Origin of the sequence: Hymenobacter setariae (assembly GCF_007713685.1) — a bacterium.
GTDB lineage: Bacteria > Bacteroidota > Bacteroidia > Cytophagales > Hymenobacteraceae > Hymenobacter > Hymenobacter setariae.
Window position 1 is genome coordinate 337,781 of the sequence record NZ_VMRJ01000003.1, and the last position, 21,778, is coordinate 359,558.

22 protein-coding genes are annotated in these 21,778 nt (G+C 57.3%); 7 read left to right on the forward strand and 15 right to left on the reverse strand.

The window, feature by feature from the left end:
- From FNT36_RS12490 to FNT36_RS12515, 6 genes are all read right to left on the reverse strand, one after another.
- On the reverse strand, positions 1 to 621 hold the full coding sequence (locus tag FNT36_RS12490; RefSeq protein WP_144848066.1) for a hypothetical protein: 621 nt from the start codon (positions 619 to 621) through the stop codon (positions 1 to 3).
- Positions 618 to 1,712, reverse strand: a complete 1,095-nt coding sequence (locus FNT36_RS12495) for an AAA family ATPase (protein WP_144848068.1) — start codon at positions 1,710 to 1,712, stop codon at positions 618 to 620. The genes FNT36_RS12490 and FNT36_RS12495 overlap by 4 nt, the downstream gene beginning before the upstream one ends.
- A gap of 8 nt (positions 1,713 to 1,720) precedes the next feature.
- A complete protein-coding gene (locus FNT36_RS12500; RefSeq protein WP_144848070.1) occupies positions 1,721 to 4,720 on the reverse strand; it encodes a DEAD/DEAH box helicase in 3,000 nt (999 codons plus the stop codon).
- A gap of 109 nt (positions 4,721 to 4,829) precedes the next feature.
- The gene (locus tag FNT36_RS12505) at positions 4,830 to 6,062 is read right to left on the reverse strand and encodes an ABC transporter permease (RefSeq protein ID WP_144848072.1); all 1,233 of its coding nucleotides are present in this window, start codon (positions 6,060 to 6,062) and stop codon (positions 4,830 to 4,832) included.
- Between the two features lie 138 nt (positions 6,063 to 6,200).
- A complete protein-coding gene (locus tag FNT36_RS12510) occupies positions 6,201 to 7,010 on the reverse strand; it encodes a class I SAM-dependent methyltransferase (RefSeq protein ID WP_144848074.1) in 810 nt (269 codons plus the stop codon).
- A 76-nt stretch (positions 7,011 to 7,086) separates the two neighbouring features.
- Entirely contained in the window at positions 7,087 to 7,503 is a 417-nt protein-coding gene (locus FNT36_RS12515; protein WP_144848077.1) for a ribosome-binding factor A, read from the reverse strand.
- A gap of 187 nt (positions 7,504 to 7,690) precedes the next feature.
- On the opposite strand from FNT36_RS12515, the gene FNT36_RS12520 reads away from it, so the two are divergent.
- Positions 7,691 to 9,118: a hypothetical protein gene (locus tag FNT36_RS12520; RefSeq protein ID WP_144848080.1), complete on the forward strand. Its 1,428-nt coding sequence runs from the start codon at positions 7,691 to 7,693 to the stop codon at positions 9,116 to 9,118.
- A gap of 112 nt (positions 9,119 to 9,230) precedes the next feature.
- Here FNT36_RS12520 and tatC read toward each other — a convergent pair whose 3' ends face one another.
- The 6 genes from tatC to FNT36_RS12545 form a co-directional block, all read right to left on the reverse strand.
- On the reverse strand, positions 9,231 to 10,115 hold the full coding sequence (gene tatC / locus FNT36_RS12525; protein ID WP_233635874.1) for a twin-arginine translocase subunit TatC: 885 nt from the start codon (positions 10,113 to 10,115) through the stop codon (positions 9,231 to 9,233).
- A gap of 91 nt (positions 10,116 to 10,206) precedes the next feature.
- On the reverse strand, positions 10,207 to 11,514 hold the full coding sequence (locus FNT36_RS12530) for a serine hydroxymethyltransferase (RefSeq protein ID WP_144848082.1): 1,308 nt from the start codon (positions 11,512 to 11,514) through the stop codon (positions 10,207 to 10,209).
- A gap of 81 nt (positions 11,515 to 11,595) precedes the next feature.
- Positions 11,596 to 12,303 carry a metallophosphoesterase family protein gene (locus FNT36_RS12535; protein ID WP_144848084.1) on the reverse strand — a complete coding sequence of 236 codons (708 nt, stop codon included), beginning with the start codon at positions 12,301 to 12,303 and terminating at the stop codon, positions 11,596 to 11,598.
- 97 nt (positions 12,304 to 12,400) lie between these two features.
- Positions 12,401 to 12,613: a hypothetical protein gene (locus FNT36_RS12540; protein WP_144848086.1), complete on the reverse strand. Its 213-nt coding sequence runs from the start codon at positions 12,611 to 12,613 to the stop codon at positions 12,401 to 12,403.
- 52 nt (positions 12,614 to 12,665) lie between these two features.
- The gene (locus FNT36_RS25470; RefSeq protein ID WP_233635875.1) at positions 12,666 to 12,836 is read right to left on the reverse strand and encodes a hypothetical protein; all 171 of its coding nucleotides are present in this window, start codon (positions 12,834 to 12,836) and stop codon (positions 12,666 to 12,668) included.
- Between the two features lie 91 nt (positions 12,837 to 12,927).
- Positions 12,928 to 13,449: a hypothetical protein gene (locus FNT36_RS12545; RefSeq protein ID WP_144848088.1), complete on the reverse strand. Its 522-nt coding sequence runs from the start codon at positions 13,447 to 13,449 to the stop codon at positions 12,928 to 12,930.
- Positions 13,450 to 13,617: 168 nt separating this feature from the next.
- Between FNT36_RS12545 and rsmI the strand changes: the two genes are divergently transcribed.
- The 6 genes from rsmI (at position 13,618) to FNT36_RS12575 (ending at position 18,779) form a co-directional block, all read left to right on the forward strand.
- Positions 13,618 to 14,373 carry a 16S rRNA (cytidine(1402)-2'-O)-methyltransferase gene (gene rsmI / locus FNT36_RS12550; protein WP_144848090.1) on the forward strand — a complete coding sequence of 252 codons (756 nt, stop codon included), beginning with the start codon at positions 13,618 to 13,620 and terminating at the stop codon, positions 14,371 to 14,373.
- Positions 14,321 to 16,045 (forward strand): apolipoprotein N-acyltransferase, encoded by a 1,725-nt coding sequence (gene lnt, locus FNT36_RS12555; protein ID WP_144848092.1) that lies wholly within the window; start codon positions 14,321 to 14,323, stop codon positions 16,043 to 16,045. The genes rsmI and lnt overlap by 53 nt, the downstream gene beginning before the upstream one ends.
- 128 nt (positions 16,046 to 16,173) lie before the next feature.
- Positions 16,174 to 16,992, forward strand: coding sequence for an inositol monophosphatase family protein (locus tag FNT36_RS12560; RefSeq protein WP_144848094.1), 819 nt, complete (start codon positions 16,174 to 16,176; stop codon positions 16,990 to 16,992).
- 26 nt (positions 16,993 to 17,018) lie between these two features.
- The gene (locus tag FNT36_RS12565; RefSeq protein ID WP_144848096.1) at positions 17,019 to 18,077 is read left to right on the forward strand and encodes a TlpA disulfide reductase family protein; all 1,059 of its coding nucleotides are present in this window, start codon (positions 17,019 to 17,021) and stop codon (positions 18,075 to 18,077) included.
- Positions 18,078 to 18,141: 64 nt separating this feature from the next.
- A complete protein-coding gene (locus FNT36_RS25475) occupies positions 18,142 to 18,333 on the forward strand; it encodes a FeoB-associated Cys-rich membrane protein (RefSeq protein WP_233635876.1) in 192 nt (63 codons plus the stop codon).
- 104 nt (positions 18,334 to 18,437) lie between these two features.
- Positions 18,438 to 18,779 carry a hypothetical protein gene (locus FNT36_RS12575; RefSeq protein ID WP_144848098.1) on the forward strand — a complete coding sequence of 114 codons (342 nt, stop codon included), beginning with the start codon at positions 18,438 to 18,440 and terminating at the stop codon, positions 18,777 to 18,779.
- A gap of 105 nt (positions 18,780 to 18,884) precedes the next feature.
- Here the strand turns inward: FNT36_RS12575 and FNT36_RS12580 are convergent, their stop codons facing one another.
- The 3 genes from FNT36_RS12580 to FNT36_RS12590 all read right to left on the reverse strand — a co-directional run bounded on the left by FNT36_RS12580 (position 18,885) and on the right by FNT36_RS12590 (position 21,741).
- Positions 18,885 to 19,859, reverse strand: coding sequence for a hypothetical protein (locus FNT36_RS12580; protein ID WP_144848100.1), 975 nt, complete (start codon positions 19,857 to 19,859; stop codon positions 18,885 to 18,887).
- A gap of 135 nt (positions 19,860 to 19,994) precedes the next feature.
- Entirely contained in the window at positions 19,995 to 20,591 is a 597-nt protein-coding gene (locus FNT36_RS12585; protein ID WP_144848102.1) for a helix-turn-helix domain-containing protein, read from the reverse strand.
- A 124-nt stretch (positions 20,592 to 20,715) separates the two neighbouring features.
- On the reverse strand, positions 20,716 to 21,741 hold the full coding sequence (locus FNT36_RS12590) for an SPASM domain-containing protein (protein WP_144848104.1): 1,026 nt from the start codon (positions 21,739 to 21,741) through the stop codon (positions 20,716 to 20,718).
- Positions 21,742 to 21,778: the final 37 nt, after the last annotated feature.

Sequence of the window (21,778 nt, forward strand, 5' to 3'; positions counted from 1 at the left end):
CTAAATAGATAAGCGAGCAGATAGATAATTGCTTACGTCTTGATGAAACAATCGGAAGCTTTCAGATACATTGGCCAGCCAAGCTATATCTAATCCCGCCGCTAGTTCTGCTACTAGCTCATCCTTAGTTTGCTCAGCAGGTAAGCGAGGATGCTCCTCATACACCTCTCGCTTTACGGCTTCATTCACAATAGATTCTAGGCCTCGGCAGTCTTTGGCAAGTTTCCCATCAGCATGACGTTGCAAGGCTAGTAACCAATGCTCTAGGCACTGCATGGGTAGTATAAATATTGTGCTTGCTTTCCAATCGCTGCGGTCAATACCAACAATTTGGTCTGCAAACCAGCCTAAGCGCTCAACTCGGATTGAAGAGGTAGCAGCATCTAAATCGCGGCCGATAAATAAGCAGTCCAGCCGGTATTGAGCTTGGCCAAAACCAGCTAGCCAAGCTTCGCAGAATCCTTTGTCGACTCCTTTATTATTGATGCCTTTAAACTTCTTACTGTACCAAGCGTGAGCTTGAAACTCCACCGGATACAGGGCGGCCACTTTCAAAAGGTATTGTTCCAGAAACCGAGCTTGCCCTTCATCTTCTCCAAAGAAGCCATAGGTCAGTGTCATAGCGGCACGCCTCCTAAGAACCCTGACAACCAATATTCACCTAGTGAATCTTTGTAGCTGGTTGGCGGTAACCCTTGTGCAGCGTATTCCTCATTAGTTTTCGCGATGAGGTCAGCAGCGTTGTGAATTACCGTTTCACCATTCTCCCGGTCAAATACTGAAATGCATTCAGGTATATCAGCGAAATGGTCTACTACGTAGGGGCTGTGTGAGGTGAGGATTATTTGAATATCGCGCAGTCGAGCTAGTTCAAATATAAAATCTATTACTTCTTTGATGCGGCGGGGATGAATACCTTTCTCCGGCTCTTCTAGTAAAAGTATTTTCGGTGGGTCGGGCTGGTGAATAATGCATAAAAGTGCTAAGAAATATAATACTCCCTCTGACACTTCCTCTGCCCAATATCCTATTTCCTTCTTGTCAAAAAACTTTAGTTTGAACCTGCCCGACTCATTAGGGTCCGCAGGTGTTGAAATAGAAACTAATTCCTCATTACATTGTGATAAGTCCTGCTCTAATCTCCTAAATCTTGATTTATGATTCTGGCTTAAATCGAAAATGAAAGAAACCAAATTTGAACCGTCAGCAGCTACTTTATATTCATAAACTATAGTGGAAGAATTTTGAAACTTTGCTGGGTCTGGTTTAAAGATGTAACTATCTTTTAGATAATGTCGAAGAGCTAATATTGACCTGTTTTTTTTAGGATAGAATCCTGGCATTTCTTCATTAGATGCAAGAATTTGGGTAACCTTACTTAGGTTGGTGTCAAGAAGCCCTACTATTCCTCCTTGTCCTACAGCAAAATGAATTGGGTCGATATCCTCGCGTTCGAAATTAATACCGTAGTTGATACTTCTTATCTCAGGTGGAATAAACTCTTTGCTCCTAGTTATTATTGATGCAAAAATGTCTCTCGCCTCTTTATGACGATGGAAGACGTTATCTATTGCATAATTTAAAAATTCTATTCCCTTCAAAAAATTCGACTTCCCCGAATTGTTCGGCCCAATAAACAGATTCACCTGCCCCAGCTTCACCGAGGCGTCGCGGATGCTGCGGAAGTTTTGGATGCGGATGGAAGTAAGCATGGCTAAAGTTATCCTAGTAATTCCTCAATATCCTCCCGCGTCAGCGACTTTATCACGGCCTCATCGGTTGTTATCAAGTCGCTCACCAATTGCAGCTTGCGGCGTTGCAGGGCTAGGATTTTTTCCTCTACTGTATTCTGGCTGATGAACTTGTAGACGAAGACGGGTCGCTGCTGCCCGATGCGGTGGGCGCGGTCAATGGCCTGGGCTTCCACAGCGGGGTTCCACCAGGGGTCGAGGATGAAGACATAGTCGGCGGCCGTAAGGTTGAGGCCCACGCCGCCCGCTTTGAGGCTGATAAGGAAGATTTTAAGGTTCTTATCGTGCTGAAAGCGCTCTACTTCGGCCTGGCGGTCGCGGGTGTGACCGTCTAGGTAGGCGTAGCTGAGCTGGCGCTCGTCGAGGCCCGCACGTACTAGAGCCAAGTGCTGAACAAACTGGCTAAATACCAGTACTTTGTGTCCCTCGGCAATAACGCTGCGGAGCATCCGCAGTATCTCGCGCATCTTGCCCGATTCGCCTTCGTATTTGTCGTCGGCGAGGCGCGGGTGGTTGGCTATCTGGCGCAGGCGCGTGAGGCCTTGCAGCAGCAGTAGCTGAGTGCCGCCGGCCGGTGTAGGCGCGTGGCCCTCCAGGCTTTCGAGGATTTTATTGCGGTAAAAGCTTTTGGTTTCCTCGTAAAACTGCGCTTGTTCCTCCGTGAGGGGGCAATAGCTGAGATGCTCGGTTTTCTCGGGCAGCTCGCTGGCTACTTGGGCTTTATGTCGGCGCAGCACAAAGGGCTTGATGAGCGCGTGCAGCTTCTTAGTGCGGCTCTCGTCCTGGTTCTTCTCGATGGGCTTCACGAACTCCTTGCGGAAGAACGCTTGCGTGCCCAGCAGACCGGGATTAATAAAGGTCATTTGCGACCACAGGTCCATCGTGCTGTTCTCAACTGGCGTGCCGGTGAGGATGAGCCGGTGCCGCGCTCGCAGCTGCCGCACGGCCTGTGCCGTAGTCGAAGAGGGGTTTTTAATGGCCTGTGACTCGTCTAGTATCACGTAGTCAAATTGGTAGCTCGCCAGCAGCTCGGTGTCGAGCCGCACGATACCGTAGCTGGTCAGCACGATGTCGTAGTCGGCAAACTGGGCCACGTTTTTGTCGCGGTAGGTGCCGGTGTATACCAGCAGGCGTAGGCTAGGCGTGAACTTACGCGCCTCCGCCATCCAGTTATAAACCAGTGAAGTAGGTAGCACGAGCAGCGAGGCGGCGCCCTGGCTTGCGCCGCTTTCTTGACGCTCGAGTAGCATTACCAGCGTTTGTACACTCTTGCCCAGGCCCATGTCGTCGGCCAGGCAGCCGCCGAGGTGGTAGTCTTGCACAAAGCGCAGCCAGTTGTAGCCCGCCTGCTGGTAGGGCCGCAGCGTGCCCCGGAAGCCCACTGGCAGCGGCCGGTCTTCTACCGCCGCAAAGTCACGCAGCTTTTCAAGGCGGCGCGTGAGGGTGACGGTAGCAAGGTTATCCTGCTCTAAGTCATTGATTAACGACAGGTGGTGCCGGCGTAAGGCCAGCGGCTGGCCCTCGGTTTCTTCAGCAAAGGCGAACAGCTCTAGGTAGTCAGTAAACCACTCATCAGGGATGAACGCGACTTGCCCGTTGGGCAACCGGTACTCGCGGCGGCGCTGCAAGATGTAGGGCCGCAGCCGGATAAACGGCACGGCAAACTCGCCAAACCACACCGTGCCGCGCACGTCAAACCAATCACCACGCTCCTCGATGCCCACCTCAACCCGCACAGGGCCAATGAAATAGTCCTGGCTAGCCGTTTCGCTGCCCTGCACCTGAAAGCCGAGCTCACCTAGGGCCGGCGCGTTGTCGTGCAGCCAGCGGAAGGCCTCAGCCTTGGGCAGCGAGGCGTGGCCCTCGGCGTCGAGGGGTAGGCCGCGCTGGCGCAGTTCGTCGGCGCGGTCGTTTTCTTCCTTAGCCGAGCGCAGCAGGCGGCGAAAAATGTACGAGTCCGCGTCTTCTTCCAGCTGCACGCTCATGGGGCGCGGCGGCGTCAGGGGCAGGTCGTAGGCGCCATAGCGAAAGGTGAGGTTGAAAAACAACGGAGCTTCATCGGTGCCGGCGCCGGGTACTACCACGGGCTTGGGCAGCGGCACCCGGCCACGCCTAGGTGGGCCGGGCGGGCGCACGGGCACCACAGGCGTGCCCGCGGCGGGTGCGGGCGGCACGTCCGAAAACGTGAGCTGGGGCCGGGCTAGGTAGCGCTCGGTGCGAATGTCGAAGCCGCGCGCGTGCACGTCAAACGACTCCATGAGTGGGGCCACGAACTTCTGGAAGTAGTTCTTCTCCACGGCCCGCGGCACCACGATAAACTTCTTGTTCAGAAACGGCAGCAGCTTGCGTCCATCCACGTCGTGGCGGAAGTGATAGAGCACGTTGTCCACCATTAGCCAAGCTGGCTGCTGGCACACGAGTACGGCGTTTTTAAACTGAAAGTCAAGTTTTTGATTCTGGTACTGAATCGTAGGGAAATAGTGCGTGCCTTCCTCGTTGCGCCGAAAGTGAAATAGAACAGAAGCAGGAACTGGTGCCAGTTTCAGCTCACGCCAGGTAGGCTCGCCGTCGCGGCCCATGATGAATACCTGCTTTTCTTGCAGCCCGGTTAGCAGCTTGGCCAGCCGCGTTTGGATGTAGCGGGCTATGGCTTCCTGCAAAGGCTTATCGCCTTTTTCGGGGTGGTAGGTTTTTAGAAAGAACTCGGCCGTCGTGATTTTGCGCGGCCAAAATTCTTTGATTACCGCTTCCTGCTGCAGCTCATCGCAAAGCTTAATCAGCTCGTAGTCGTCGTCTTCTAGGCCGTCGGCAAACTCGGGTGCGTTCTTGCTCGATACCATTTGGTGTTGCAGCGTGAGCTGCCCCCGGGGCCCCAGTTGCACGACATGCGCCGAAAACAGGTGACCTAGGTATTCGTGAGCAAACAACGAATAAACGAGTTGAAAAGGAAGCGCAGTAGAAACAGTCATAGCCGAACACGAGAACGTGCAAGTTAGCCCTCAAAGCCAAAATTGCACATCTGCTCAGCTTACTCAATAAAGCAAGGTTGTGTTCGCCCGTTTTGGCTAGTAAACTAGCCTAGAGGTTTTCCTTCACGTCCATGCGTCCTGCATTCAGCGCTGGGCGTATAGAAACGGCCAAAGTAATGGCAATGATAGCCAAGCAAATAAAGAAAATGTCGGCGGCTTGCATTTTTACTGGGTATGAGTCCACAATACTGGTGGCCATGCCCATGCTCACAATGTGAAAGGTTTGCTGCGCCCAGCAAATTGTGACGCCCAGCACCAGCCCCGACACTGCCCCTACCAGCGCCACGATGGCCCCTACTAGCAAAAACGACCGGCGAACCGTCTGCTCGCTCGCGCCCATGGCTAGCAGCACGGCAATGTCCTTGCGCTTATCGATAACCAGCATCGAGAGCGAGAAAAAGATGTTGAGCGAGGCGATAAGCAGAATGAATGCAAACGTGATAAAGACGAATAACTTTTCAATCTTAATGGCTTTTAACAAGCTAACGTGCTGCTCATCCGAGTCCTGTACCACAAAGCCACTACCTAGGCTCTCGCGCAACTCTTCCTTTACATTGTCGAGCTTAAAGCTGTTGCCTACCCGCACGTAGAGCGCAGTGCGGCGATTGCCATAGTTGAGCAGCCGCTGTGCAAAGCTCAAGGGCACAAAGAGGTAGCTATCATCGAGGTGCTGCTCAATTTGAAAAATACCACCCGCCAGGATGTTTTCTTCATTAAAGGCCTGGTCGGGATTGATAGATAGTGTTTTGCGGCCCGGCACCTGGCGCGGGTACAGGAGCTTGAGCGGGGCTAGGCGGTTGTCGAGCGTGATGCTGAGCTCGTGTTGCACGCCTTCACCCACGAGAGCATATTCGAGGTCGCCGCGCCGTAGGCGGTGGTCGCCGGCCTTGATGCTAGAGTCGATGGGGCTTTGACCGAAGTAGTTTTCCGACAGGCCGCGCATTTTCACTACCATCTGGCGGTCGTGATATTGCAGCAGGGCGTTGTCTTCGATGACTTCGGTGAGCAGGGCCACGCCGGGCGTGTTCTGCACCTTGGCCAGCAGTGCGGGTGTCATCTCAAAAGATTTGCCCTGCACGGCCGTAATGGCCAGGTTGGGGTCCGACTTGCCGTAGAGCGAGCGTACCAAGTCTTCTAGGCCATTAAACACCGACAGCACCACGATGAGCGCCATGGTGCCCACTGCCACCCCCACCATCGAAATATTGGAGATGATGGTGATGATGTTACGCTTTTTCTTGGAAAGAAAGTAGCGCTTGGCAATGAGCAAGGGAACGTTCACGAGACCGCAGATTTAACTGACTTAACGGATAAAATGGATATTATGCGGTTCTGCCTCCTATTAACTGTTGATTTCTAGAGCCTGATTCTGAACGAGCGAGCATGCACCGCACTCGTTTTCTCCGTTACATCTGTGGCTCTACTTCCACGCTTTCACGATGAGGCCCGTGCCCGAGTCATGCTTGCCTCTAGCATCAAGCCAGTTAAGCAGCAGGCAGAAAGGAAACGTAACCGCGTAGTAAAAAGGGAGGAAAAAGAAGAAAAGCCGCGACTTGCCCAGCATCAAAATGGGATACTTCATGCTCAGGCGCCACGAAATCTGGCCGGGCTCGCCGTAGCTGTAGCGGGCCTCGATGCGCTCGAAGCCAGCGGTGCGCAGCTTCTGCTGAATCTCGTGGATGTTGTAGCCATCGCGCACGTGCTCCTCGATAAAGCTAGTTTCGGAGTCAGCGTGCACGTCAGAGCCACCCTGGTCGCTCGGGGTCGAAATGAGTAGCATACCGCCATCCTTAAGCGAGGCGTGGATGTTGCGAAACACCTCCACATCTTCCAGAATATGCTCCATTACATCGACCGACAGCGCTAGGTCAAATGAGTTGGGCTCTTGATATAGCACCAAGTCCTGCACCGCAAACTGCACCTGTGGGCGGCCAATGGCCCGAAAAAAGTTGTTGGAGTCCTGCACCTGCTCTTCTTTCACATCCACGGCCAAGATGCGCCATAAGTTGCTAAGGCCACTGAGCCAGTAGGTGTACTGACCATAGCCCGCGCCAGCATCCAGGATGTCGAGTGGCTCGCGGGTGCGGCCCTTAGCCCACTGGCGCAGCTCGCGGTGCACGTGCCAAGTGCGCAGTAGCAAGAGGTCGAGCAGATTATAAAACAAGCGCCGCAGCCACGGCGAGCGGTTGAACACATTACCGAGGCTGCGCTTAATCGGGTCGTAATACATAGGAGGGGCGCGTCGCACGCGCCCGGGGTGAAATGGCTATAAAACGAACTAGCAAACGGGCGGCTACAGGCCGCCCTTACCGAAATAAACGCGGCCGTTCGTCGGTAGTATCCGAGTCGTCCTCGTCTTCGGGCGGAGCGGGCGGAATGTCGAGCTTGCTCAGCACCTGGTCCATGTGGGCGGCGTAGGCGGCGCTGTCGTCGTGGAAGAAAGTGAGCTCGGGCACTACGCGAGCCTGGTTGCGAATGCGCTTACCTAGGGCGTGTCGAATTTCTTTGGTGTTCTCGCGAATGGTTTCGATACGCTCGGCAGCGTCGTTGCCGAGAAGTAGGCTCAAGTACACGCGGGCCACGGCTAGGTCGGGCGTCACGTGCACGGCGCTAATGCTGGGCACCAGCCCACCGCCAAACAGGTGCGGCAGGTCGCGCTGCAGCACTTGGGCCAGCTCCTGCTGCAGCAAGCTGGCCATTTTTTGTTGTCGTTTGCTTTCCATACTAAAGCTGCAAAGGTACTCTTCGTTAGGGGTTGGTGCTTGGTGCTTGGCTGTTAGTGTCCAAAACCTGCCTGCGGCCGCTGGGCCACCTAGGGTACAGTATCGAATTTGGATTCCCTAAAACGACCTTTGCACCTTACTTGGCTAGCCTAGGCACCAAGCACCAGGCCCCAAGCACTAGTAACGAATGCTGCGTTTTTTTAAAAGCACCCTCCCGGCCCAATTGCTCGTGCTGCTCGTGCTGGTGCTGGCCCTGCGGCTGCCGCTGCTGTGGCTGGGCCTGCCCGTGTCGGCCGCCGAGCTGCGCCTGCTGCTGCTGGGCGAGGGCGTAGGGGCCGGTGCCTGGCCCTACCGCGACCTCTACGATAGCACTGCCCCGCTGGCCGCCGCCGCCGCCGGCGCCCTAGAGCTAGCCTGGAACCGCCCCGTGCTGCTGTACCGGGCCGGGGCGCTGGCCATCCTGCTCATTCAAGCCCTGCGCCTCAACAACGTGCTGAACCGGGCCGACGTGCACCCCGAGCGTGGCTACCTGGCGGCGCTTACCTATCTAGTGGTGGGCAGCCTTAGCACGCAGCTCGATGAGCTATCGCCACTGCTCATCGGGCATACCTTTATCATCTTCGCACTCAGTGCCTTGTTGCCCACCTCGCGCGAGGGCTACGACAACCGGCGCCTGTTTCGGGCGGGGTTCTTGATTGGACTGGCGGCGCTGTGTTACCTGCCGCTGGGGCTGTTTGTGGCTCTAGGGCTATTTGCGGTGCTTATTTTCGCCGCCAATTCTTTTCGGAGCGCCTTGCTGCTGGTGTGTGGATTTTTGTCGCCTTATGCGCTGGTAGCCACAGTGTTTTTGTACGTGGGAGCGCTGCCAAGCTTCATGCAACTACACCTTAAACGTGGACTAAACTTTAGCGTGGCCAGCGTTGATGGTTTGCCGCCCGCCGTGGCGTTGCCGTTGTTGGTGGGCCCGGCCGTGCTGCTGCTGCTAGCGCTAGTGCGTACGGGCAGCACCGCCCTAGGGCTGGTGTTTCAAGCTAAGTTTCGGCAGTTGATGCTGGTATGGCTGTTAGTAGCCCTGGCAGTGCTGGCAGTGGGCCGCGGGCTGGCGCCTGGTTCGCTGGTGCTGCTGCTGCCGCCGCTCACGTATTTCGGGTTGTTTTTGTGGCAAAAGCTGCCTGGCCGGGCTGGCTGGGCCCCCGAATTGCTTTTTCTGGTGGTGCTGGGCAGCGTGTGGGCCCTACGTTACCGCGAGCTGGTGCCCGGTCTGCAAGGGTTACTGCGCCTGCCCGCCGAAAGCCGCTTTGCGCCTCAGCCTGCGCCCGCCTACAGCCGCCTAGGTGCCGCTGGCCCAGTGCTGGTACTCGGCCCCGACCGCCGGCCCTACCTTTCGCATCCCGCCGCGCGGCCGTACCTCGACTGGCCGCTGGCCGAGGAGGACTTTGGCCACCTCAACGAGTACGCGGCAGTGGTGCGCATTGCGGCTAGCTTCGATGGCCAGCTGCCGGCCTATGTCATTGACCAGCGCGGCCTGATGCCTTCGCTACGCTACCTGCTGCCGGGCGTTTTTGGCCGCTACGAGGCAGTAGCCAACCAGCCGGGCGTGTATCAGCGCCGCTAGGGTCAGAGACGTACCTAGGTGACATAGCAATATGTTATGGTGCGTTTGAGTAAAAGAAAAAGGGACCTGCTTCCATGTGAAGCAGGTCCCTTTTTTGATGGCTAGCTAGGACCTAGGCGGCCCCGGTGCCTTGCTGGCGAGCCAGCTCGGCATTTAGCTCGGCGGTGCGCTCGCGGCGCACGGCGCGGGCAATGTAGATACTAAGCTCGTAGAGTAGCAGAATCGGAATCGTAACGATAATCTGGGCCGAGATATCGGGCGGCGTGATGATGGCTGCGATGATGAGAATGACCACAATGGCGTGCTTGCGGTAGAGTATCATCAGCTCGGGCGTAACGAGGCCTGCCTTAGCTAGGAAGAAGACTATCATGGGCAGCTCAAACACGAAGGCGCATGAGAGCGTCATGGTAGTGAGCGTGCTTAGGTAGCTCTGCAAGTCAATCTGGTTTTCGATGGTCGAATCGACAGTGTACGAGGCCAGGAAGTTGATGCTCAGCGGCGCGGCGATGTAATAGCCGAAAAAGAGACCTAGGACGAACAGCACCGACACAAAAAACACAGCCCCCCGCGAATTCTTACGCTCATGCGGATACAAGCCAGGCTTCACAAACCGCCACAGCTCCCAAAACAGGTACGGAAACGTCATGCAGATGCCCGCCATAAACGACGTGCTAATGTGCATGGCGAGCTGTCCGCTCATCTCCCGGTTCTGGATGATGAAGTTGACTTGATTCTCGCAGGGGTCTTGCGAGCCGACTAGGTTACCCAGCTTGCACAGCATGCGGTAGGTCCAGAAGTCGTTGCGCGACGGCCCTAGGATGAGGTCATGAAACAAAAATTCCTTCGAGAAGAAGGCAATCAACGAAAACACTATTACCGCGATAGCCGACCTGATAATGTGCCAGCGCAGCGCTTCCAGGTGGTCGATGAAAGACATCTCCGCTTCGCCCTCGGCGATGGCGCGGTTCTGCTGAAACTTTTGAGTGGGGGAAGCCAAGAGTAGTTCGAGTAATAGGTAATGAGCGTAAGTTGAGAAGGAAGAAGTAGCATAATGCGTTCGGCACTACGCTACTTTCTTACCAGTCAGCTTAGGCTTGAAACAGCGGGTAGCCTTGCAGCCACTCGTTGACCTGGGTGCGCACGCCAGCTAGGCGGCCAGCGTCGGCGTGGTGCATGAGGGCCTCGTCAATGAGCTCCACAATGCGCGCCATGTCAGTTTCGACCAGGCCGCGGGTAGTTACGGCAGCCGAGCCAATCCGGATGCCGCTGGTCACGAACGGCGACTTGTCGTCGAACGGTACCATGTTCTTGTTGATGGTGATATCGGCCTGCACCAAGGTGTTTTCGGCCAGTTTGCCCGTCAAGCCCTTCGAGCGCAGGTCAATGAGCATCAAGTGGTTGTCGGTGCCGCCCGAAATGATGTCATAGCCGCGGTTCAGGAATTCCTTGGCCAGCGCCTGAGCATTCTTCTGCACTTGGTGAGCGTACTTAGTGTAGCCCTCACCTAGGGCCTCGCCGAAGGCAACAGCCTTAGCTGCAATAACGTGCTCGAGCGGGCCGCCCTGAGTGCCAGGGAACACAGCCGAGTCGAGCAGGGCCGACATGGGACGCGTTTCGCCCTTAGGCGTCTTCAGGCCATAGGGGTTGTCGAAGTCTTGGCCCAGCATGATGAGGCCACCGCGGGGGCCACGCAGCGTTTTGTGCGTGGTGGTAGTCACGATGTGGCAGTGCTGGAAGGGATTGTTGAGCAAACCCTTGGCGATGAGGCCGCTGGGGTGCGAAATATCGGCTAGCAGCAGGGCGCCTACTTCGTCGGCGGCGCGGCGCAGGGCCTCGTAGTTCCAGTCGCGCGAGTAGGCCGACGCGCCGCAGATGATGAGCTTGGGGCGCTCGCGGCGGGCGGTGTCTACTACTTTGTCCCAGTCGATGAGACCAGTCTCTTTTTCTACGCCATAGAAGCTAGGCTGGTAGAGCTTGCCCGAGAAGTTGACGGGCGAGCCGTGGGTGAGGTGGCCGCCGTGGCTGAGGTCGAAGCCCAGAATTTTATCGCCGGGCTGCAGGCAGGCTAGCATTACGGCCGCATTGGCCTGCGCGCCCGAGTGAGGCTGCACGTTGGCCCAGGCCACCCCAAATAGCTCCTTGATGCGGTCGATAGCCAACTGCTCTACTTGGTCGACTACTTCGCAGCCACCATAGTAGCGTTTGCCGGGTAGGCCTTCGGCGTACTTATTGGTGAGCACCGAGCCCTGCGCCGCCATTACTTGGTCGGAAACGTAGTTTTCGGAGGCAATGAGCTCAAGGCCGTGGGTTTGGCGCTGGCGTTCCTGCTCGATGAGAGCGAAGATAGCCGTGTCGTGCACGGCAGCGGGGGCGAGGGTTGGGGCAGTGGCTTGCATGGCCCCAAAAGTACAACCGCCTCGTGCGGGATGCCGTAGCCCGCCCGCTAATAATAGCAGCCACCTAGGTAGGCCCAGACTTTAGCGCTTGGCGATAGGGTACAATTCTTCCAGGTTTTCTACTAGGTGCAGCTCCCAGCTGTCGAGGTTTAGTGCGGCTAGGTGGCGCAGCTCAGGGTTGTGTCGGTACACGCCGCCCGCATCCAAACCAATGGCTCCGGCCTTAGCTGCTACACTGACTTTTATATCGGCTACGGGCGTCGGCACGTGGCCATGCAGCAGGCGCTTACCACCTAGGCGTGAGGGGTCAAACACAAAATGCTTGGTATAAAGTATACTATGCGCATCGTGGCGCATTTCGGCTGGTGGCAAAGCAAAGTTGTAGCCCGCGTGCACCAGTACGAAATCGGGTAGCTCCAACTCTAGCGGCAAGGCCTGCATCCAGGCCACGTAGTGGGCCGGGATGTCGGTGGCCTGTGCCACGCCAAAGCTAGCGAGCACCATGTCGCGCTCGGCTTCGAGCTTCCACATGTGGTTGGCATTGGGCGTGCCGTGGATGGTGTCGAGCAACTCTTTCTCGTGGTTGCCACGCAGGCACTGCACTTGGTACCCTAGGCCTTGCAGCTGCATCAGGTAGTCGAGCACGCCGCAGCTGTCGGGGCCCTTGTTCACATAGTCACCCAGCAGATATAGCGTGTCGGTGGGGCGCAGGCGCAGCTCGTGTTCTACTAGGTAGCGAAAGGTGTGCAGGCAGCCGTGCAGGTCGGTAGCAGCAAAGCGACGAGCCATGTGTTGCTGAGTTTGGGGCCTAAGGATGGAGAAAGGATACGAAAAAGCCCCGGCCAAAGGCACGGGGCTTCATTCATTATTGGAAAAACCAGCTGACCTAGGCGTAGCTGCCTTTGCCGTTGTCGGGCTTGTTGTGGCCGCGGTTGGGGTGGCGAACGCCCGCGTCTTCGGCCTCGTCGGCAAGACGCTCTTCGGTGGCTTCGTCGAGGTTACCAGCAGGCAGCGCGTCGGCTTTGTGCTGCTCGGGCATACCAGCTTGGTTTTTGTTGGTCTGCGACTCTTGGTTCTGCTCAGTGTGGTGGGTAGCCATGGGAGTTGTAGTTAAAGGTTAAAAACGATGCGCAATGCCACTAGGGCCAGCGCTAGCGATTGGGGTGCGTGTGTGGCGCATCCTGCGCTTCGTCGCGCAGACGCTTTTCGGTCTGCTCGTCGCGCCCTTTATCGTTGTCTTCGCCAGTACCGGCGGCTTGCTGAGCTACGTTGGGGCCGCCCTGGTGCGACTCGCCCTGCTTGTTTGATTTATGGTCTGCCATGATGATTAACTATTAGTGGTGAATTGTTAGTGATTAATGATAGGCTGCCACTGGTTAACTAACCATTAACAACTAACCATTGACCATTACCTTAAAAACCTTGGTCGATAGCCGAATCTTGCGCACCGGGGTCGGTGAGCTCGGCGTTGGTATCGGTTCCGGTGATGGGCTTAGGCGTTTTGGGGGCCATCTGGCCCATGCCTACGTGCGAGTTGGCATCTTCCATTTCGTCGGGGCCTTGGCGCAAGTCGTCGGCCTCCAGCTCATCGACGGGGCCGCGGCGGGGGCGGCGGCCCTCTTCGTCGCGTTCGTCGTCGGGGCTCGGCAGGTCTTGGTTGCGGCGCTGGTCGGCGCCTTCGTCGGCGCGGCGCATGTTGTCGCCGGGCTGCTGGTCATCGGGTGCATCGGTGCGGGCGTTCATGGCCGTGGCCGTTACGCCTTCGCTGCTGTCGGTGCCGTAGCCTTCCTTGCCCTCGCGGTTTCCGAAGCCACCGCGGGCAGCTTCATTCTTGGGCGGGTCGGCATTAGGGATGCGCAGACCAGCGGCAAATTCTTCTTCAGTCGTATCGTCGTTGATGACGCGGATGGGACGGTTGTTAGGGTCAACAGACATGATAGGGGAGGGCTTAGCAAATTGGTAATAGGGTTTACTTAGGTTCGGCCGTTTGGGTTGTTGAGTTGGTGCTTAGTACTTGGTGCTTAGTGCGTAGTGGTAAAACCGCAGAAAATGCCTAAGCACTAGGCCCCAAGCACTAAGCACCAGCCTCCCTACCTTTGCCCCATGCCCGACGCCGCTGCCCTTACCCTTGTGCCCACGCCCATTGGCAACCTCGAAGACATTACGTTGCGGGCCATTCGGGTGCTAGGCGAAGCCGACCTCATCCTCTGCGAAGACACCCGCACCAGCGGCCGGCTCTTGCAGCACCTCGAAATCAAAAAGCCTCTGCAAGCCTACCACTTGCACAATGAGCACCAGGTCGTGCCCCGCCTACTCGAACGCCTGGCCAAGGGCGAGCGCATGGCGCTCGTCAGCGACGCCGGTACGCCGGGCATTTCCGACCCTGGCTTTTTACTGGTGCGCGAGTGCTTGGCCCAAGGGCTGCGGGTCGAGTGCCTGCCCGGCCCCACAGCCTTTGTGCCCGCCCTGCTCAAGTCGGGTTTTGGGGCCGAGCGCTTCTCGTTTGAAGGATTTTTGCCCGCTAAAAAGGGCCGCCAGACCCGTTTGCGTGAACTAGCCCGCGAGACGCGCACGTTGATTTTTTATGAGTCGCCGCACCGCATCGTGAAAACCCTTACGCAGCTGGCCGAAGTTTTCGGCCCCGAGCGCCCGGCCTCCGTTAGCCGCGAGCTGACCAAGCTTTTTGAAGAAACGCTTACCGCCCCGCTCGGCGAACTAGCAGCCACCCTGGCTGCTCGCCCCGCCATTAAGGGCGAAATTGTACTGGTAATAGAAGGTGCCAAACTCGAGAAACGCAGCAAATACGATGACTCCGACGACGACGCAGCCGACGCCCCCGACCCTGACGACGCCGACTAGCGCCCTAGGTCGGCTGGGGCAGTCGCCGCCGCTGCTGGCCTTGCTGGGGGCCGCGCTACTATGGGCGGGCTGGCCCATTCATCCGGCGCCGCTCACGCTGCTGTTGTTCCTTGGCTTTGTGCCCTACCTGCGCCTCGAGCAGGTGCTGACCCAGCAGGGCGCCCGGCGCGGGCGGGTGTTCGCCATGACGTACCTATTCTTGGTGCTCTGGAACGCCTTTACCACGTGGTGGGTCAGTTACAGTACCCTAGGTGGCGGCATCGCGGCCGTGGTGCTCAATGCCGCGCTTATGTGCTTGCCGCTTATGGCGTTTCGTCGTACCAAAGAGCGCCTAGGTTCACTAATCGGCTATTTGTCGCTGCCCATCTACTGGATAGCCTTCGAGCAACTGCACCTGCACTGGGACCTCACCTGGCCCTGGCTGACGCTTGGCAACGGCTTCGCCAGTGTGCCTGGCTGGGTGCAATGGTATGAGTACACCGGCTTTCTAGGTGGCTCGGTATGGGTATGGGTTGTGAATATTCTGTTATTCTTCGCCTTAGAAAAAGCTGCAGCCGTGGCTTGGGTAATGCGGCAGCCAGGTTTCTCTATCGTCAATTCTTACGGACGTGCGCCCAAATACTGGGGCTTGTTTTGGCTGTGGCCACTACTAGCTGTTGTCGTTCCCATTGGGCTGTCATACCTACAAGGCAGCGTGTACCAGGAAAAAGGTCCTGCCGCTGAGGTCCTAGTGATTCAGCCCAATATTGACCCTTACCAAGAGAAATTTCCCGAAAACCCGAAATTCATTCCTCGCGAAGAGCAGCTGCGTCGCTTGCTCGAACGCACCGAGCAAAACCTGACGCCCCAAACCAAGCTGGTGCTGTGGCCCGAAACCACGCTAGAAGAGGCGCTCTTCGAAACCTCTTTTGAGCTACAGCCTCAGATACAGCGCATCAGGCGCGAGCTGTTGGCGCGGCACCCCGGCCTGAGTTTGCTCACGGGCGTCACGACCATTGGGCGCTACCCCGACAAAGAACACGCTTCCCCCACGGCTCGCTACCGCGACGACACGGGTTACTACGACGTGTTCAATACGGCCGCGTTCTTTGCCGATGCTACCACCCCAGCGCAGTTTTACCACAAGTCGCGCCTGGTGCCGGGCGTCGAAAAGATTCCGCCCGCACTGGCGGGTTTGCTGGCTAATATTGACCTAGGAGGCATTGTGGGCTCTTATGGCTCGCAAGATGAGCGCACTGTTTTTCAGGCTCCTACCACACCGGCCATCCGGGTTGCGCCCATCATTTGCTACGAAAGCATTTATGGCGACTTCATTAGCCAGTATGCCAAAAATGGAGCTAACCTGCTGGGCATCATCACCAATGATGGCTGGTGGAGCGACTCGCCCGGCCACGAGCAGCACCTCGTGTACGGGGCTCTGCGTGCCATCGAAACCCGCCGCGACGTGGCCCGCTCGGCCAATACTGGCATTTCGGGTTTTATAAATCAGCATGGCGACATCACCCAGCGCACCGGCTGGTGGGTGGGCGCCGCCAGCCGTGCCACCGTGCACCTCAACGACGAGCCCACCTTTTATGTGCGCTACGGCGAGCTCATCGGGCGCGGAGCGCAGGGATTGGCCGTACTACTGTTGCTAGGTGCGGTAGTAGGGCCCCTGGTGCGCAAGCAGTAATTAACTGTCATGCAGCGCACAGCGAAGCATCTCGCGTAGCGCAGCAATCTCCTGCGTCAATAACGAAGCGAGCAAAATGCTTCGCTGCATGACCAACGACCTTCTTTTCAACTGAATACCCCTTTTACATGACCCCCGACCTTCTCCAACTTTCACAGTCCGTAGCCGACCTCTGCCGCCAAGCCGGCGCCTTTATCCGTGAGCAAGTAAGCAGCTTCGACCAGTCGAAAATCGTGACCAAAGGCCTGCACGACCTCGTTTCCTACGTCGATAAAGAGTCGGAAAAAATGCTGGTAGAGGGCCTGCAAAAGCTGTTTCCTGAAGCTGGCTTTGTGACTGAGGAAGGCACAGTGGCCAACTCCGATGAAAGCACCGAGTACCGCTGGATAATCGACCCGCTCGACGGCACCACCAATTTCATTCACGGCCTGCCGTGCTTCGCCGTGAGCGTGGCCTTGGCGCGGGGCGTGGTGCCCGTGCTGGGTGTAGTGTACGAGGTGAGCCGCGATGAGTGCTTTCGTGGCGCCGAAGGTCTGGGTGCTTTCCTGAACGACAAGCCCATCCGCGTGAGCACTGCTGCTAGCACCGAGGATACGCTGATTGCCACCGGCTTGCCCTTCTACAAGTTCGACCACATGGATGCCTACATGGCCATCCTCAAAGAGTATGCGCAGCACTCACGGGGTATTCGGCGCTGGGGCTCGGCGGCTACCGACCTGGCCTACGTGGCCTGCGGGCGCTTCGACAGCTACTTCGAATTCAACATCAATGCCTACGACGTAGCGGCGGGCATCCTGCTAGTGCGCGAGGCAGGCGGCCGCGTCACGCAATGGCTCAAAGACGGCGACCCCGTTTTCAGCCGCGAAACACTAGCCACCAACGGCCTGGTGCACGACCAAATGCAGACCGTGATGAAGAAACACTGGCAAGAGGGGTTTCAGATGTAGCTTAGGGCGCACTTAATCTGCGCCTTATGAAAACATTGCTGACCGTAGGGCTAGCCAGCAACGTGGCTAGCCCTTGCTTTGCTCAAACCTGCCAGGTAGTGGGCACCATCGCTGGCCTAGGTAGCCAGAAGGCCATCTGCCACTACACCCGCGAGGGGCAGCGTCGCATCGATACCCTGCGCATCGTAAACGACCAGCTTGCCCAGGCGATAAACTACGGCGACGATGGAATGGCAAACCTGGAAATTCGCACCGGTGAGGATGGGGGTATTGTTATCGTAAACGTGTGGACTGAGCCAGGAACGGTGCGTTTGCAGGGCACTAAGCAGCACCTAGACCGGATAGAGGTGACGGGCACGCCCGAGAACAACCTGTTGACTGCGTATAACCGTGCTGTGCTGTGGCAGGACGCCCCGCCTACCAAGAGCGAAGCAGAATACCGCGCCTTACAGGCCAAGCAGGGCCAGCAGACCCGACAGTTTATTCAGGCCCATGCGGCTGCCCGCACCAGCGCCTATTTGCTCTACGGGCAAACGATGATGCAACCCGAGCACCCGGCAGCCGACTATGAGAAGCTGCTACAGGCTCTCAAGCCTGCCGTGCGCCAGAGCTGGTATGGGCAGCAAACTGCCAAGCGCATAATAGTGCTGCATAACCAGCCAACGGTGGGCAAGCACGTAGCTGATTTTAGCATGGCCGACACGATGGGGGTAAAGCATTCGCTGGCTACCTACCGAGGCAAGTATGTGCTGCTAGACTTCTGGGGACACTGGTGCGGCCCGTGCATCCGGGCCATGCCCAAGGTGAATGCCCTACACCAGCAGTATCCTGATAAGTTGGCTGTTATTGGAATTGCGATGGAGAGTCCCAACTCCGCACCGTTATGGAAAAAAGCTATTCGCCAGCATCAAATAGTAGGCTTGCAACTATCAGAATTGCAGACTGATGAGGGGCCAGTTATTTCGGGCTATAACATCAATGCATTCCCGACCTACATGCTGCTCGACCCCAAAGGCGCGCTCGTAATGCGTACCAGCAGCGTAGACGATATCACCAAAAAACTAGCGGCCCTAGGGGCATTGTAGTGTTAGCAACTAAGGCTAACTCGCTCCTAAACTTTCCCGCAGCGCCTGTAGTTCTACCTCAGTTATGGACATTCAACTGCTTATCATCCTTGCCCTGTGTGCCGCAGCGGCGTTTTACCTAGGGCGGCGCGTGTGGCTGACCTTTGCTGCCAAAGGCCAAGCCGGCTGCGCTAAAGGCTGCGGCGGCGCCTGCGGTGCGGCGCTTGATGTCGACGCACTGCAGCGCACAATCGAGGCCCAAGCCGCCCGCCGCTGATAAACTTAACTTCAACCATAACCCAGCTCCGCCCCGGCTCCGTATAGCCGGGGCGGCCTGCTTTTGGCCCCTTTTCCCAACACCCTTAGAAATCACCTACCGCCATGCAGGACAAAGAAGAAATGACCTCGATGACCACCGTCGAGAAAAAGCTGAAAGGCCAAGGCTACACCCACGATTTTAACGTGCAAGACGGCCGTCTGACTACCATGGACAACGATAGCGCCCGGACCTTCGACCCCGAGGAAACTACCATCGTCGATTATTTCCGCTTTGAGGGCGAGAGCGACCCCGATGATATGGCTATTCTCTACGTTATCGAAACGGCAGATGGCACGAAAGGCACCATCTCGTCGGCCTATGGCACTTACGCCAACGAGGACGTAGACCAATTCATCCTGAAAGTAGAGTCGCTAGGCAAAAACTTGGTAAAGGGCACAAAATAAGCCGCTTCGCTGACGCATTTAATCCTTTCTGCACTAGTTGCAGGAAGGATTTTTTGTGGGGTTTATTACTCCGCTTCCTACTAGCCCTGGCTACCCTAGGCACACCTAGGGTATAAGGCCAAAGCGCTGGTGCGCTACATCTACTAGGAGGGTGTGCTGGTTGAAAGGCCGGTTGCCGAGCATTCCACCCATGCCGGAAAAACGCATGAGCGAGCGCTGGAGTAGCGTAGTGCCTTCCATATAAGTAACTGTCTGCAAAGGCACAGCTAGTCGGCCCAACTGTAGTGCCGCGGCTGTGGCTACTGTATGAGAAGTAAGAGTGCGGCCGAGCGAGTTAACGGCGGCTATGTGGGCCGGCGCCCCGGGGCTGGCCATCTGCTGCCAAGTGGCCGTGCTGGTAAGCAAGGAAAAGGCGCTACTACCCGAGTCGAACAGCAACTGTTGGGGCTCGCCGCCTATAGATGCGCTGAGTACCAGCCGGCGCCCCATGAAAGAGAGCGGTACAAAAGCCGCTCGCCGGGCTAGGCTATCGGGCACCTGCGCCAGCAGGCTAAGGCGCTGCCGACTATAGTCGAGCACGAGGACTTGACTTTCGAGCACATCGGCCCCCAGCGTACCCACAAGTAGCGGGGCCGCTGTATCGGCCGGTAGCTGCCGACTGCCATAGGCAATGACGCGCAGGCTGCGGGCTTGCACCTGCCCATTGCCCAGCGCAAAGTGCAGGTTGCGCAGCGTATCGGCCTGGGGCTGCAGCGCCGGGCGGGCGCTGGGATAGCGGGCAGCTAGTGCGGCCAGTGGGTGCGCATAAAACACCGAGCTAGGTGCCCCGGTGTCGAACTGGACGTAGCAGCGGCGTGGGCAGCCGGGCAGCACGATGGGCAGCAGCAGCCCTGCCTGTGGCACCACGGGCCGCGCCCCGCTATCGGCCTGCCATACAAAAGGGCTACTGAGCGGTAGACCTGTAACCACCAACTGGTTGGGAGCCGGCCGAAACTTATGCTGTACGTAGAAATACCCACCTAGGCCGCTAATAAGCAAGAGCAAAAGCAGGCCCGCTAGGGCTTTGAGAAGGGGTTTCATGGGAGGGCTGAGGAGCAAGTGAACAACAAGCCAAACCTAGGCCGGTAGCACGACCACCCCATGCGTCATTTTCCCGTCATTTCACCGCCATTTTAGATAAGGTATTAGTTGCTAGAATCTTGTGCGGCGGCTTGTTTAAAGCCGCCACCGGTAAACATCTAGGTCACCCTGCCGAAGCCGGAAGGCGTAGTAGCAGACTACACCAGCATTGAGCGCGTACGTAAGCACCAGCACACCTAGGAATAAGCCCGGTAGCCTTACTTGGTAAGTACGGGCTGCCAGCTGCACCAGCACTGCTAGCAGGTACAGGAAAAAGCACCCCACCTGCCACAGAATCTGAAACCCAAGCACCCGTCGGCCTAGCTCTGCCACATGCTCGGTGTCGTGCCGGCGAGCTCGCCACAGCAGCCACGGCCCAATCAAGTTCAGGAAAGGAAACAGCAAAAATCCGAGCGCACTTAGGTTGAGCAGTTGCAGAAGGTTGTGGTCTTCTCGGAGAGTATGGGCGGGGGCCTGTACCGCCGCTAGCGCTGGCGCGGTCTCTTCCCGCAATGCTTCTAGCGGCACACCTAGGGCGGCGGCTAAGGCTTGTAGGGTGTGGCCGCGCGGTACAGTGTCGCCCTGCTCTACCCGTTGAATGGTGCGTAAACTCACGCCAGCTTCTTCTGCCAAAGCTTCCTGCGACAGCCCCTTGCTTTTGCGAACGGCCTGGATGTGGGTAGCGGAAAACATAAAGCAGGTGCAGAATAAGCCGGTTGGCCCAAACGACTGCCACCGGCGAGCGAAGGTAGCACTAGTCAGCCAGGCGCCAGCGAGGATAGCTGCGTAGTTTGTTTAACCTGTTTAAATCTGCAGGTTAGCCCCACACTTTAGTGCCCTCGGTGCAATTGCGGCACATCTCTATCTGGTCGCGTCCCTTTAGCAAGGCCTGCCGGAAACCCTGGTATTTTTGGCCGTGCCAAAGCGTTTGGAAGCTTTCGTGCTGACTGTCGCCTAGCCGGTACTCCGCGTCTTTGTCAAAGCAGCAGGGTACGACTTTGCCGTCCCAGGTCACGACGCACGAATGCCACATTTTCCAGCAGCCGTTCACCAGCTTGTTTTTTAGGCTGAAGGTGCCGTTGCCGTTGTTCTGGTAGCGCGAGTAGTAGTCGATGGTCGGGATGAGCGGAGACCCCTGCTGGTAGTCGTAAATCTGGGCGGTTTTAAACCACACATCATCGACACCTAGGGCGTCGGCCAGCTGTTGGGCATCCTCAATCTGGTGCTCGTTGGGGCGCACTACCAAAAACTGGAAGATGATACGCGGCGTGCTGCTCCGTAGCTCCTTGCGCCACTTTACTACGTTGCGGGTGCCTGCCAGCACCTTTTCGAGCTTGCCGCCCACGCGGTACTGTTGGTACACCTCCTGGGTGGTGCCATCGAGCGAGATGATGAGGCGGTCGAGGCCGCTCTCTACAGTGCGCCGGGCGTTGTCGTCGTTTAGGAAGTGCGCGTTGGTGCTGGTGGCTGTGTAGAGGCCCTTCTTATGCGCATACGCCACCAAGTCCAGAAACTCGGGGTGCAGGTAAGGCTCGCCCTGAAAGTAAAAAATGAGGTACCACAACCGGCTAGCTACCTCGTCCATTGTGCGCTTAAATAGCTCGGCTGGGAGCATGCCAGTGGGCCGCGTAAACGAACGCAGGCCGCTCGGGCACTCGGGGCAGCGCAGGTTACAGCTAGTGGTCGGCTCAAACGACATGGCCACTGGCAGCCCCCAGGCGCGGGCGCGCCCCGTGAGGCGGCTCACCACGTAGCTAGCCACTACTTGCAAGCCATTGGCCACGCGGCGTGGCGTGGCCTTGCGCATAAAGGAGCGAGCGTCGCGTAGAGAGGAAGAGCGCATAATAGGCGTAAAGGTCGGTAAGCCGTAGCGAGCAACG